Source organism: Mesorhizobium sp. C120A (genome assembly GCF_030323105.1).
Classification (GTDB): Bacteria; Pseudomonadota; Alphaproteobacteria; order Rhizobiales; family Rhizobiaceae; genus Mesorhizobium.
The window spans coordinates 5,804,616-5,818,414 of sequence record NZ_CP100476.1 but is presented as its reverse complement, the minus strand read 5'-3'; the positions used below and the strand labels follow the sequence as shown (position 1 = coordinate 5,818,414).

Sequence of the window (13,799 nt, the reverse complement as noted above, 5' to 3'; positions counted from 1 at the left end):
CAAATGCCGTGGCAAAAACGGCTCCTGGGAGGAAAACGATTGAGCGACTCCGGCCGCCAGCGTCAGATCGTCGAGTTGCTGCGGGATCGCCCCTTCGCGTCGGTGCGCGAACTGCAGGAGCAGCTCGGCGTGTCGGCGGCGACGGTGCGGCGCGACATCGACAAGATCGACGAGGCCGGTGAAGCACGGAAGGTCTATGGTGGCATCTCGGCGCTCGACGGCGCTTCACAGGCGGGTGTTGCCTATGCCAGGCCCTATGACGAGAACCGCGACCTCGCGGTCGAGGCCAAGCGGCAGATCGCCGCTCTCGCGGCCACGATGGTGCGCGACGGCGATGCGGTCATCGTGCATGGCGGTTCGACCTGCTTCCACCTTGGGGTCAAGCTGGCTGAGCGCAGCATCCGTCTCTATACCAATTCGATGCCGCTCGCGGCCTATCTGAGCGACCACGGCCATTGCAGCCTGACCGTTGCCGGCGGCGATCTGCATCGTGAGCCGGGCATCATCCATTCACCGACCCAGGCGGAGCCGTTCTACGCATCGAAGTTCTTTCTCGGCGCGCAAGGCCTTGGCCAGGAGGGCGTGCTGGAATCGCACCCGCTGCTGGTCCGCTCCATCGCCGATCTCAGCCTGTGTGCCGACCAGATCGTGGTGCTGGCCGACAGCCGCAAACTGTCGATCCACGCCCGTAACATCGCGCTGCCCTTGTCGCGCATCGGCACGCTGGTGACCGATGACGGCCTGTCCGACGTCGACGCGCGCATGCTGGAAGACGCGGGCGTCATGGTGCGCATCGCTTCGGCTTCGGGAGCCATCCAGTGAAGATGGCCGTCCTCGATTTCGGCAAGACCAATTCGAAGCTGTTCGTCTTCGCTCAGGACGGGCGCATCGTCGACGAGCGCCGGACCCGGCCGAACTGGATGCGCAAAGATGGCTTCAGCGTGCTTGATGAGGCAGCACTTCACAGTTGGGCGGTTCGCGCCGTAAGCGAGGCCTCCGACGTCCATGGCGTACAGGGCGTGATGGTGTCGGGCCATGGCTGCACCTTTGCCCTGGTCGACGAGGCGGCGCTGACGCATCCGATACTCGATTATGAGCAAGAGCCGCCCGCTGATATTGCCGCGCAAATTGATCGCCTCGTTCCGGATTTCACCGAGACCTTCTCGCCGCGATTGCCGCTCGGCTTCAACTACGGTCGCCACATGCTGTGGCTACAGGCGGTGCAACCCGGTGCATTCACGGCCGCGAAATCGATCCTCGGCTATCCACAATACTGGAGCTGGCGGTTTGGCGGCCGGGCGGTCTCGGAAGTGTCCTATCTCGGCTGCCACTCGCATTTATGGGCGCCGCGCAAGCGCGACTTCAGTTCGCTGGTCGATATTGAGGGCTGGCGCGACCGGATGCCCGCTTTCGAGCGGGCGGGCTCGGTTGTCGGCGAGCAACGCCTCGGCGACAGGAAGCGGCGGATCGCCATCCACAATGGTGTCCATGACAGCAATGCCGCGCTCCATGCCTATCGCCGGCAGGAGCTTGGCCCGGTCACCGTCGTCTCGACCGGCACCTGGGTCGTCGTGCTTAATCCGGATTGCCTGCTCGACGCGCTCGATGGCCAGCGCGACATGCTGGTCAATGTCGATATCGACGGCGGCCCTGTGCCGACCATCCGCTTCATGGGCGGGCGCGAATTCGCCACGATCAGCGACGGCTGGCAAGGCGCGATCGCGCCGGCGGCAGTGCAGCGGGTGATCAACGCCGGCAGCATGGCGCTGCCGAGCTTCGCGCCGGGCGGACCAATGCCCGGCCGCGCCGGCAAATTGGTCGGCCGCATGCCAAGCGCCGAGGAACGCGCAGCCGTGGCGCTGCTCTACGTCGCGCTGATGGTCGACCTCTGCCTCGACCAGATCCATTCGGACAACACCGTGATCGTCGATGGCGGACTGAACGCTGGCGGCCTGCTCGCCGGGCTAGTGGCGCAACTGCGTCCCAGCCAGGCCTTCCTGCAAGGGGCCACACTGGAGGGCAGCGCCACCGGGGCGGCGGCGCTGGCCTTCGAGACCGTCGGCCGCGAATTTGCCGCGGAAGTGCCGGAGCCCGTGCGTGCCGCAAGCTTCACCGGACTTGCCCGATATCGCGACACATGGCGTGGCCTCATCGGCGAGCAGGGCATCCCCCGCGCGGCAGCGGGAGGCGCACGGTGATTGTCGCTGCTCAGGCCGAAGTCACGCGCCAGCCAGTGCTGGAAATGCGGCACATCTCGAAGACGTTCGGGCCAGTCCGCGCCTTGCAGGACGTGTCGCTGACCGTCCATGCCGGCGAAGTCCATGCGCTGATGGGTGAAAACGGTGCTGGCAAGTCGACTTTGATGAAGGTGCTGTCCGGCGCCTATCGGCCTGATGCCGGCGGCGAGATACTGATCGACGGCGTGCCGGTCGCCACCGGCGACCCGATCAAGGCGCGGGCTCACGGCATTGCGGTTATCTATCAGGAACTGTCGCTGGCGCCCAACCTGACGGTCGCGCAGAACATCTTCCTCGGCAATGAGCCGAGGCGTTTCGGCATCGTCGACCGCGACCAATGCTACCGGCGCAGCAATGAGATCATCAAGCGTCTCGGCGTGTCCTTCTCCGCACGGGCTCAGGTTTCCAGCCTGTCGCTCGGCGAGCGTCAGCTGGTCGAAATCGCCCGCGCGCTTTCGACCAGCGCGCGCATCATCGTCATGGACGAGCCAACCACCTCGCTGACCTCGCGCGAGACCGACCGTCTCTTCGAGGTCATCGCGACGCTGAAGTCGCAAGGCATCGCCATCATCTACATCAGCCACCGCATGGAAGAGGTCTACCAGTTGGCCGACCGTGTCAGCGTGCTGCGCGACAGCGGCTATGTCGGCACACTCGAGCGTGCCGAGCTGAACGCCTCGCGCCTCGTCTCGATGATGGTTGGCCGCGACCTGTCCGCTTTTTACAGGAAGGATCATCGCCCGCCGGACAACAAGCGCGCGGTCGCCTTGTCGGTGCGCGGCATGGCGGACGGCAATCTCCTGAAGAACTGCTCCTTCGAACTGTACAAGGGCGAGGTGCTGGCTCTGGCTGGCCTTGTCGGCTCGGGCCGCACCGAACTCGCGCGACTGATCTTCGGTGCCGACAGACGCATCGCCGGCACGCTGGAACTCGACGGCAAGCCCGTAACCATCGGCTCGCCAAGCGAGGCACTGAATGCCGGCATCGCCTATCTCACCGAAGACCGCAAGGAGCTCGGCCTCTTTCTCGACATGTCGATCTCCGACAACATCAGCATGGGCGTGCTGGCCAGGGATGCGCGGCCCGGCGGCTTGCGCGATTTCAAAGCCGCCGAGAGACGTGCTGCCACTGCCGTTTCGGATCTCTCCATCCGCACCAGGTCGGTACAGGCCAATGCCGGTTCGCTGTCGGGCGGCAACCAGCAGAAAGTGTTGCTTGCCCGCCTGCTCGAGACCGAGCCGCAAGTGGTCATCCTGGATGAACCGACGCGCGGCGTCGATGTCGGAGCGAAGTCGGAAATCTACCGGCTGATCGACAATCTCGCCAAAAAGGGCATCGCCATCCTGATGATCTCCAGCGAACTGCCGGAGGTGATCGGCGTTGCCGACCGCGTGCTGGTAATGCGCGACGGCACGATTGCCGGCGAGGTTACGGCGTCCAAAGACCAGCCGCTGCGCCAGGAAGCAATCATGGAACTTGCAACGGGAGCGGCCAAGGGATGACCGACAAGGCGACCGAGATCAGTGGCCAGGTTGTCGGCAGGAGCCGGCGGTTGCGCACCGCCTTCGCCGCCCTTGGCATGCTGCCGATCCTGATCCTGCTGGCGGTCGGCTTCCAGTTGATGAACGCGCGCTTCTTCACCCAGACCAATTTGCTGATCGTCATGCAGCAATCGTCGATCAACATCGTGCTGGCAGCGGGCATGACCTTCGTCATCCTGACCGGCGGGATCGACCTGTCCGTCGGCTCGATACTTGCCGCCTCGGCGATGGTGGCGGTGATGGTGTCGCTGGTGCCCGATTGGGGACTGCTGGGCGTGCCGGCGGCCATTCTCGTCGGCCTCGGCTTCGGCGTCATCAACGGGCTGCTGATCGCCTATATCAGACTGCCGCCCTTCATCGTCACGCTGGGGTCGCTGACCGCTGTGCGCGGCGTCGCCCGCCTGCTCGGCCAGGACACCACGGTGTTCAACTCGGACCTGCCGTTCGACTTCATCGGCAACGGTTCGCTGTTCGGCATTCCGTGGCTGGTCATCATCGCCTTGTCGATCGTGGTGCTGTCCTGGCTGGTGCTCAAGCGCACCGTGCTCGGCACCTGGATCTATGCCGTTGGCGGCAATGCCGAAGCGGCGCGGCTGACCGGCATCAAGGTGCCGCTGGTGCTGCTCTTTGTCTATGGCGTTTCCGGCCTGCTGGCCGGCCTTGGCGGCGCCATGTCAGCGGCCCGGCTCTATGCGGCCAACGGGCTGCAGCTTGGGCAGTCTTACGAACTCGACGCCATTGCCGCGGTCATTCTCGGCGGCACCAGCTTCGTCGGCGGCGTCGGCTCGATCTGGGGTACGCTGATCGGTGGCCTGATCATAGCGGTGCTATCCAACGGGCTCATCTTGGCCGGTGTCTCGGACATCTGGCAGTACATCATCAAGGGATTGGTCATCATCGTGGCAGTCGCCCTCGACCGCTACAGGCTCCAGGCAGGAGCGAGAACGTGATTGACCTTGGTCGCCGGCGTAAACGACCGGTTTGTGTAACGCACCGTGAGAGGCGCGGGGCAATTGGAGGAAAGCAATGAAGACCATCGCTAAACTGCTCTGCGGCGTCGCACTCGCGGCCGCCGCCATCGCGCCCGCATCGGCCAAGGACCTCAACAAGGTCGGCATCTCGGTCGGCCTGCTCGGCAACCCCTTCTTCGTCGCCACCATCAAGGGCATCGAGGACGCAGCCAAGAAGATCAACCCAAAGGTCGAGGTAACCTCAGTGTCGGCCGACTACGACCTCAACAAGCAGGTCTCTCAGGTCGATTCCTTCATCGCCGCCGGGGTCGACGTGATCATGCTCAATGCGGTCGATGCCAAGGCGATCGGCCCGGCGGTGAAGAAGGCGCAAGCAGCGGGCATCGTCGTTGCCGCCTTCGACGTCTCGGCGCCAGGCGCCGACGTCACCGTGATGACCAACAACGTCAAGGCCGGCGAAGAGGCCTGCCAGTATCTGGTCGACCACACCGGCGGCAAGGGCGACTACGTTATCCTCAACGGCCCGGCGTCGTCGTCGATCCTGGAGCGGGTGAAGGGCTGCAAAGACGTCCTTGCAAAACACCCCGACATCAAGATCCTCTCCGACGACCAGAATGCCGAAGGCTCGCGCGACGGCGGCCTGAAGGTCTTCCAGTCGCTGCTCACCCGCTTCGACAAGATCGATGCGGTGTTTGCCATCAACGATCCGACGGCGATCGGCGCCCAGCTTGCGGCCAAGCAGCTCAATCGCTCGGAGTTCATCTTCACCGCAGTGGATGGCGCTCCCGATATCGAGAAGGAACTCGCTTCCGGCACCTCGATGATCAAGGCCTCGGCTTCGCAGGATCCCTACGTGATGGCTGGCCAGTCGCTGACGATGGCGGCTGAGCTGCTTGCCGGCAAGAAGCCGGCGGAGCCGACCGTGCTGCTCGACCCGAAGCTGATCACGGCCGAGAACCTGAAAGACTACAAGGGCTGGACCGCAGCCCGCTAAGCCTCCCAAGGCCGATGCGGCCGGGGCAACCCGGCCGCAACTCAATTCCAGAAACGGGAGACGATCATGTCGCGCATCGGTATTCATTCCTTCGTCTGGTCGGCGAGTTCGGCGCAAGGCGACCTCGAACGGACGCTGGCCAACACCAAGGAGGCCGGTTTCGACCTGATCGAGTTCTCCTATCTTGACCCCGCCAATGTCGACGTTGGCGGGCTGGCCAGGCGCATCGCCGACCTCAAGCTTGGCGTGGCGATCAGCATCGGCCTGCCGGCCGACGGCGACATTTCGAGTGCCGACAAGGCGGTTGCCGCGCGCGGCGTCGAGATCCTCAACGAGACGATCGCGCTCACCCGCGATCTCGGCGGCCAGAAGATTGGCGGCATCCTCAGTACCAGCCACGGCTTGCAGACGCAGGCGCCGACGCGCGATCAGTGGAACCGCAGCGCGGGTACACTTGCGAAGGTTGCGGAGACGGCCAAGGCCGCCGGCGTCACGCTCAATCTGGAGATCGTCAATCGCTTCGAAAGCAATCTTCTCAACACCGCTTCACAAGGCCTGGCCTTCATCGCGGACACCGGCTCCGACAACATCTTCCTGCATCTCGATACCTTCCACATGAACATCGAGGAGGCCGATGTCGGACTGGCTATCCGCCATGCCGCTGACAAGATCGGTTATGTCCATATCGGCGAGAGCCATCGCGGTTTCCTCGGCACCGGCAATATCGACTTTGCCGCCATCTTCGATGCGCTGACCGCGATCGGCTATAGGGACGACCTCAGCTTTGAATCCTTCTCGTCGAAGATCGTCGACGAGAACCTGTCACGGAAGACGGCGATCTGGCGCAATCTGTGGTCCGACAATATGGAATTGGCCCGGCATGCGCGCGCCTTCATCTCAATCGGTCTGGAGACGGCGCAGCGAAAGGCAGAGCTTGTTGCATCGAGACATCGTCCTTAGCAGGAGCGCGCTGCCAAAGCGCCAATGTTGTCGTTCATCCGGCCCGCGCCTTACGTGCAAGGAATCGACGTCGGAGGCGCTGAGTGTGGCGGAGGCAGTCGAGCGGGGTGACGCTGACGAGAGCTTTCTGATTTTGGCCCACGAAACGCAATAAAATCAACATCTTCATACGCCCTCCGGGGCCATCCGATCTCCATACTGGACGGGGATGACGTTTGACACAGCGCGGCGGAAAGAAGCAGGATGGCTGATAGAGTCGACATCGCATAATGATGTCACTATATAGCGGCGGCTTCGACCGTGTAGCTGTGGCGGTGTACCACGAAGCAGCAGAAAATGTGTTACGCGTTGTGATCCCTATTGTGATACAAATCGGCCGTCGACAGCAGGAAAAGATCGTAAGAACAATAGCATAGAGCCGAAGCCGATCCCGGCCAACGTACCACTCTATCAAACAATCAGAACGTGCTCATTGAACCCTTCCCTTCATTCGGCTCTTCGGACCTCCGACAAGATCAACTTGCCGGGCGAAGCCGACTCGGTTCGAATGGCAGCATGCATCCTTTACCGGGTGCGGACGTTTACGGTTACCAACCGGCATAGCCGCCAGGGAAAAGCAGTATGAGTGAACATGCGATCGAGTTCTTGCGCGGATGGATCGGTGAAAAGGTCCACTGCCAGCACTCGCCGGTAAAGATCGAGAAGCAGGCCGAGACCCTCGCCAAGGAGTGCGCGGCCAAGGCCGCTGAGGTCGGCATTCCGCTGGAAGATATCCAGGAAGAAGTCGGCGACATCCAGGAACTGATCGCATCGCGGCTCGAAGAGGCGGCCGAGGCCGACCAGAGCAACGCGGCCAAGCCGTGACGCAACAGGCCCGCCAGGCCTTGTCCTCTATCCAAATCGATCTTTCAGCCAGGCCTTCGGCAGCGCCGGCACGAAATTGCCGTCGCGTCCGCTCATATCCTCATTGGCGACCATTGCATTGAGGATCGCCTCCTCTACGCCTTGCGCCACCGCATCGAAGAACGGATCGATATCGACGTCCGGGATGTAAGCGGCGTTTGCGGTTCGTCCCGACGGTGCAAGTGCTGCTTGCGGATTGGCGGTGGTGAAGGCCAGAAAAATGTCGCCCGAACTGTGGTAGCCGAAGCCGCCTGTCATGGCGATGCCGAGCGGCACGCGCTTTGCCAGCCGCTTCATCTGGTGCGGCAGAAATGGCGCATCGGTGGCGACGATGGCGATGATCGAGCCCTTTTCGGCACGCGGCGTGCCTTCGCGCATCGCCGGCTCTACCAGATCGGGCCCGACGCGGGCGCCGCGCAGTGTGAAATTGCGCCGCTTGCCGAAATTCGCCTGCACGAATACGCCGACCGTATGCCTGATGCCCTGCCACTCGACGATGCGCGATGCCGTGCCCGAGCCGGCCTTGAAGCCAAAGGCAATCATGCCGGTGCCGCCGCCGACACTGCCTTCCTCGATCGCTCCACCGGCGGCACCGTCGAGCGCGGCTTCGACATCTTCGAAGCCGACGTGATGACCGTTGATGTCGTTGAGGAAACCATCATAGGTCTCCGCCGCAACCGGCAGGCCCCAGCCGCTGTCGAGCGCCGCCGGCAGCACGCGTTGCATCCAGCGCAGCGTGCCGTCGCGGGTAACGCCGCAGGAATGCGTGTTGGTGATGGTGACCGGCAGGTTGAAGGCGCCGACTTCCTCGATAATGTGCGACCCCGTCAACTCGCCATTGCCGTTCTGGCTGAAGACACCGGCAAACACCGGCGTGGCGAGCTCAGCCGACGGCCGCGGCAGGATGGCGGTGACGCCGGTGCGCACCGGCCCCGTGCCAACCTCGAGCAGACCCTCGCCGGAAATCAGCGTCGCATAGCCGACCGATACGCCGGGCACATCGGTGATGGCGTTGAAGCCGCCCGGCGTGCCCTCGAAGGTAATGCCGAAAGCACGCGCGCGCGGCTTGCCCGCCGGCGTTTGAAGATGCGGGTCATGTCCGGTCATGCGGTCCTCTAAAAAAGCGAGCCCTGATTGCCCGGCTCTTTCGGTTTGCTGGCCGTCGGCTTTGCGGCGGGTTTGCTGGCGGGCGGCGTGGCCGCTGGTTTGGCAACGGCCTGCACCCGCTCGGCGTCGCCGGTCGCGACTGCATTTACGATGCCGTCGGCGAACTCCAGCTGCAGGCCAGCGCCCGGCGCCACATCAACTGCCAGTTTGATCACCGCGCCGCCGGCATCCTTGACCAGCGCGAAGCCGCGGGCCAGCACAGCCTTGTGCGACAGCGTTGCCATCAGCCTCTCGGATTGGACGATGCGGCCGCGCAGTCGCTCCAGCCTGAGCAGTACCGCTTGCGTGCCTCGTCTCGTCAAAGCTGTCAGAAGATCCCTCTGCACGGTTTGCCGCCGTGCCGTTGGCTCGATCGTAATGCGGCCTTGCAGCAAAGCCAGTTGCTGCCTGTGCCGTTGCAGGGATGCTTTCGCACATTTTGGCAACTGATCCGCCGCACGATTCAACTCCGCGCGCCGGGCTCTCGCCAATGCGCGCAGCGCCCCCTGGGCGCGCAAAAGGTTGCGGTCGTTGGTGCGTCGCGCCTCGGCAATTCGCCGCGACAGCGTTGCCGGAGTGAGCTTCACGGCGAAGAACCGAGCTTGCTTTCTTTCGGTGGAGACCATCAGCCCCCGGCTAAGCCGGCTGGCCGCCTCGTCCAGCCGCCGTCGCGGCAGCGCCAGCAACTGGTCGGGCGAGGGCAGCGCGCGGGCGGCCGCACGCGAGGCCTGCCGCTTGCGTTCGAAATTGCGCAAGGTGGCTGCTTTGAGCCGTGCGCCAAGACTGGCTAGTGTCGCTTCGAGGTCCGCTTTCACCGGCACCGCGATCTCCGCCGCACCTGTCGGCGTGGGTGCCCGCATGTCGGCGACGAGATCGATCAAGGTCCAGTCGGTCTCGTGCCCGACGGCCGAAATCACCGGGATGCGCGAGGCGGCGACGGCGCGCGCCAGCCCTTCATCGTTGAACCCCCAGAGGTCCTCGAGGCTGCCGCCGCCGCGCGCCACGATCAGAAGGTCGGGCGGCACGATCGCTCCATCCCAGGCCAGCGCGTTGAAGCCGTTGACGGCCGCCGTCACTTCCGCCCCCGCCGTCTCGCCCTGCACTCTTACCGGCCAGACCAGCACATGCAGCGGAAAGCGGTCCTTGATGCGATGGATGATGTCACGGATCACCGATCCGGTCGGCGAGGTGACGACGCCGATGGTGCGCGGCATGAACGGCAGCCGCCGCTTGCGGCCGGCATCGAAAAGTCCTTCGGCCTGCAGTCGCCGCTTGCGCTCTTCCAAAAGCGCCATCAGCGCCCCGGCGCCGGCGGGTTCTAGATTGTCGATGACGATCTGGTAGTTGGATTTGCCGGGATAGGTGGTGAGTTTGCCGGTGGCGATCACCTCCATCCCCTCTTCGGGACGGAATTTCAGCCGGCTCATCGTGCCTTTCCAGACCACGGCATCGAGCCGCGCGCGGTCGTCCTTCAGGGTGAAATAGGCATGGCCGGAAGAGTGCGGCCCGCGATAGCCGGAAATTTCGCCGCGCACCCGCACATGGCCGAAGACATCCTCGACCGTGCGCTTCAGCGCGCCGGAAATCTCGCTCACCGTGTATTCGGTGGCATTGGTTCGTGATTCGGATTCTGCGTCGCTCATCGGCCGATTGAGCGGCTGTTGTCGCTCCGCGTCAAGATTCCATAACTTGATCTTAAGCCTGTCCTGATTGACTCTGGGCCAAGGAGGACGCATGAGCGCCCGCAGACAACGCAGCCCGTTGACGTTCCAGGTCACCCTGACGGTGCTGACGCTTGCCGTTTTTGCACTGGCCATCGTTGTCGGCTTCGGCCTTTACGCCACCATGCAGGCCGACCGGGTCTCGCTCGAGCGGCAGAAGGTTTTCCTGGCCAACGGCCTGCAGGACCAGATCGCCGCGGTAAAGCGCGAGCAGGAAAGCGTCGCCGTCTGGGATGATTCCGTTATCAACGCCAAGGCCGGCAACCAGACCTGGATGGCAGAGAATCTCAGCGTCTGGATGTCCTCGTATTACGGCCACAACCGGGTCTATGTGCTGGACGACGCCAACCGGCCGGTCCACGCCATGCGCGAAGGGAAGGTCGTGTCGCCTGCCGTCTTTGGCGAGGACGAACCCGCTTTGCGGCCGACAATCGCCAGGTTGCGCCAGATGATGAGCAAGGACGCAAGCCAGGCCGGCGCAAAATTCGTTGCCGACGATCTGGTCTCGCTTGGCGGTCAGCCTGCCATACTCAGCGTCATGCCTCTGGTGCCGAGTTCGGATCGCGTCACCCAGGCATCCGGCAGCGAATATCTGCATGTCTCCATAGAGTTCATCAACGACGCGGTGATCGGCAAGATCGCGCAGAAATATCTTCTGGCGGGGGCGCATCTCCTGCCGATGGCTCAGCCGCTTGGCTCGGCTGCCATTCCGCTTATCGACAAACAGGGTGTCATCCTCGGCTATATTGCCTGGGACCAGGAACGGCCCGGCCTGACGCTGGTGGGCAAGGCCAGCCCGGCCCTGGCTCTGGCCGCGCTGGTTGCGGCGAGCGTGCTCGCCTTTCTGCTCCGGCGTCTGCGCCGTGCGTCATCGGCGCTGCAGACCAGCCAGGCCCAGGCGCAATATCTCGCCTTTCACGACACGCTCACCGGCCTGCCCAACCGGGCACTGTTCGAGGACAGGCTGCGGCGTGCCTTGCTTACCTCCGGCAATGAAAGCAAGGTCGCGCTGCTTTATCTCGATCTAGATCGCTTCAAGCATGTCAACGACACGCTTGGTCACCCGGCAGGCGACGAACTCGTGCGCCAGACGGCGGCCAGGCTTCACCATGCTGTTCGCGACGTCGACACGGTGGCAAGGCTGGGTGGCGACGAATTCGCGGTAATCCTGATCGATGTCCGCGACGTCAGGAACGCAGAGGATATTTCCGAGAGGGTGCTGCAGAAACTGCAGGAGCCGTTCAAACTGATGGACGATCAGGTCTTTATCAGCGCCAGCATCGGCATAGCCTTGTCGACAGGCCCTGATGCCGATGCAGACGATCTGCTGCGCAAGGCCGACATCGCGCTCTACGAAGCCAAGAAGAACGGCCGTGGCCGCTACCAGGTCTTCGCCGGCGACATGGACGACCTTTTGCTGCGCAAGCGCAAGGTCGAGAGCGAGCTGCGCAGCGCGCTGAATGGCGGCACCGGTATCAAGCTCGCCTACCAGCCGGTCTTTGCCAGCGATGGCAAGACCATTGTCGGCGCCGAGGCGCTGATCCGCTGGGCGCATGAGGTCCATGGCGCACTGCCGGCGGCGCAGTTCATCGCCATCGCCGAGGAACGCGGCATGATCGGGCAGCTCGGCGCATGGGCCCTGCTGGAAGCCTGCCGCTTCGCCGTGAAGACCAAACTGCCGTGGCTCGCCGTCAATGTCTCGCCGCTGCAATTGCGCGACGCCGGCTTTGCCGAAGAGGTTGCCTCGATCCTCGCCGAAACGGGACTGGCGCCGAAGCGCCTGCAGCTCGAGATCACCGAAAACGTTCTCCTGGAAAACAACGACACCACCAGAGCGGCTCTGGCAGCCTTGCGCCAGTCCGGCGTCGGCATTGTGCTCGACGATTTCGGCACCGGCTATTCGTCGCTGAGCTATCTGCGCCGCCATGCCATCGACAAGCTCAAGATCGACCGCTCCTTCGTGCGGCTTCTCGACGGCGACGGCAATTCGGGCGCCATCGTCAAGGCGCTGATCGATCTCGCCGGCGCGCTCAAGGTCGAGGTCACCGCCGAGGGCGTAGAGACCGAGGTGCAAAAGGCGCTGCTGGTCGCCATGGGCTGCCAGCAGCTGCAGGGCTACCTCTTGTCGCCGCCGCTGGAGCCGGCGCAATTGGTGGCGCTACCCGGCCTGTCGTCGGCCAACGCAACGACGGAGGCGGCAGCGTCGGCCTGATTGTTCCTACCAGCCAGGCAGGATCTGGTTCGGCTTGCTCCGCTTCATCTTGGCGAAGGCGAGCGAGGCAAAATCGAAGCTTCCCGTTTCTTCGCCGAGCGGCACGGAAATATTGTCGAGGCTTTCCGAGATGTGCCGGGCCAGCGCGTCGACGATTTCGGGCCGCGAGGTCTGGCCGCGCATGATGCCGATGCGGCAGTCGGGCAGGGCGCCAAAACCGTCGGCTTCGCCCAGCACCCGCATGCCGGGCCGCAGCGCGCATTCCGGCAGCACCGAGATCGCCAGCCCCGACAGCACCGCGGCGGTGATGACGGTCGCCGAGAAGCTGGTGAACAGGATGCGATAGTCGCGGCTTTGCCGGTCGAGCACATCGACGGCGGCGCGCCGCCAGATGCAGTTCGGCCGGCCGAAGGCCATCGGCAGCACTTCCTGTTCGTGCGTGGCATGGTTGGCCGAGGTCACCCATAGCAGCGGCTCGCGCCGCACCACTTCCGACTGGCCGCGCGTGTCGTTGTGCGTCACCAGCGCAAGATCGAGATTGCCGCGCTTGATATGCTCGACCAAGCCTGGTGTCGGCTCGCAGATGACGGTCAGCTCGACGCGTGGGTTGGAGCGCGTGAAGCGCGCCATGATCTCGGGCAGGAACCGGTCGGCATAGTCGTCGGGGGTGCCGATTCGGATGGTGCCTTCGAGCCGCTGGTCATCGAAGGCGGCCAGCGTTTCGCGGTTGAGATAGAGCAGGCGGCGCGCGTAGGAGAGCAGCTTGTCGCCTTCCTCGGTCAGCCTGTTGGTGCGGCCGTCCTTTTCGAACAGCGGCTTGCCGATCCGCTCTTCCAGCCGGCGCATCTGCATCGACACCGCCGATTGCGTGCGCAGCACTTCCTCGGCCGCGCGGGTAAAGCTGCCGGTATCGGCAATCGAGATGAAGGTCTGCAACTGGTCGAGATCGAGTGGCGCTTTCATCGGTCCAATCCATCACTAGCGTTGATGCTAAAGATTAGAAACATTCGTTGGATTAATCAATCGGTGCGTGGCAAATTCACATTGTCCACATGAAAGCATGTGAATCGAGACCGGAACGGCCGCTGTCCCCAGCGCCGATCGCCTGGTCTTG

Annotated in this window: 11 protein-coding genes; 8 read left to right on the top strand and 3 right to left on the bottom strand. The window is 63.8% G+C overall.

Features of this window, described 5'->3' with window-relative positions:
* Positions 1–39 precede the first annotated feature (39 nt).
* The 7 genes from NL532_RS28475 (at position 40) to NL532_RS28445 (ending at position 7,567) form a co-directional block, all read left to right on the top strand.
* Positions 40–822 carry a DeoR/GlpR family DNA-binding transcription regulator gene (locus tag NL532_RS28475; protein WP_023701285.1) on the top strand — a complete coding sequence of 261 codons (783 nt, stop codon included), beginning with the start codon at positions 40–42 and terminating at the stop codon, positions 820–822.
* Entirely contained in the window at positions 819–2,198 is a 1,380-nt protein-coding gene (locus NL532_RS28470) for an FGGY-family carbohydrate kinase (RefSeq protein ID WP_023827912.1), read from the top strand. The genes NL532_RS28475 and NL532_RS28470 overlap by 4 nt, the downstream gene beginning before the upstream one ends.
* A gap of 44 nt (positions 2,199–2,242) precedes the next feature.
* Positions 2,243–3,739 carry a sugar ABC transporter ATP-binding protein gene (locus NL532_RS28465; RefSeq protein WP_050588083.1) on the top strand — a complete coding sequence of 499 codons (1,497 nt, stop codon included), beginning with the start codon at positions 2,243–2,245 and terminating at the stop codon, positions 3,737–3,739.
* On the top strand, positions 3,736–4,728 hold the full coding sequence (locus NL532_RS28460) for an ABC transporter permease subunit (RefSeq protein ID WP_023701287.1): 993 nt from the start codon (positions 3,736–3,738) through the stop codon (positions 4,726–4,728). The genes NL532_RS28465 and NL532_RS28460 overlap by 4 nt, the downstream gene beginning before the upstream one ends.
* A gap of 76 nt (positions 4,729–4,804) precedes the next feature.
* Positions 4,805–5,743, top strand: coding sequence for an ABC transporter substrate-binding protein (locus NL532_RS28455; RefSeq protein ID WP_023670567.1), 939 nt, complete (start codon positions 4,805–4,807; stop codon positions 5,741–5,743).
* A 66-nt stretch (positions 5,744–5,809) separates the two neighbouring features.
* Positions 5,810–6,703, top strand: a complete 894-nt coding sequence (locus tag NL532_RS28450) for a sugar phosphate isomerase/epimerase family protein (RefSeq protein ID WP_023707957.1) — start codon at positions 5,810–5,812, stop codon at positions 6,701–6,703.
* A 621-nt stretch (positions 6,704–7,324) separates the two neighbouring features.
* The gene (locus NL532_RS28445; RefSeq protein WP_023670565.1) at positions 7,325–7,567 is read left to right on the top strand and encodes a DUF768 domain-containing protein; all 243 of its coding nucleotides are present in this window, start codon (positions 7,325–7,327) and stop codon (positions 7,565–7,567) included.
* Between the two features lie 27 nt (positions 7,568–7,594).
* Here the strand turns inward: NL532_RS28445 and NL532_RS28440 are convergent, their stop codons facing one another.
* Positions 7,595–8,713: a DmpA family aminopeptidase gene (locus NL532_RS28440; RefSeq protein WP_023727723.1), complete on the bottom strand. Its 1,119-nt coding sequence runs from the start codon at positions 8,711–8,713 to the stop codon at positions 7,595–7,597.
* An 8-nt stretch (positions 8,714–8,721) separates the two neighbouring features.
* Entirely contained in the window at positions 8,722–10,395 is a 1,674-nt protein-coding gene (gene xseA / locus NL532_RS28435; RefSeq protein WP_023727722.1) for an exodeoxyribonuclease VII large subunit, read from the bottom strand.
* Positions 10,396–10,486: 91 nt separating this feature from the next.
* Here xseA and NL532_RS28430 point away from each other — a divergent pair, with 91 nt between their 5' ends.
* Positions 10,487–12,685: a bifunctional diguanylate cyclase/phosphodiesterase gene (locus NL532_RS28430; RefSeq protein ID WP_023827913.1), complete on the top strand. Its 2,199-nt coding sequence runs from the start codon at positions 10,487–10,489 to the stop codon at positions 12,683–12,685.
* A 6-nt stretch (positions 12,686–12,691) separates the two neighbouring features.
* On the opposite strand, the gene NL532_RS28425 is transcribed toward NL532_RS28430, so the two are convergent.
* Positions 12,692–13,648, bottom strand: a complete 957-nt coding sequence (locus NL532_RS28425) for a LysR substrate-binding domain-containing protein (protein ID WP_023670561.1) — start codon at positions 13,646–13,648, stop codon at positions 12,692–12,694.
* Positions 13,649–13,799 lie beyond the last annotated feature (151 nt).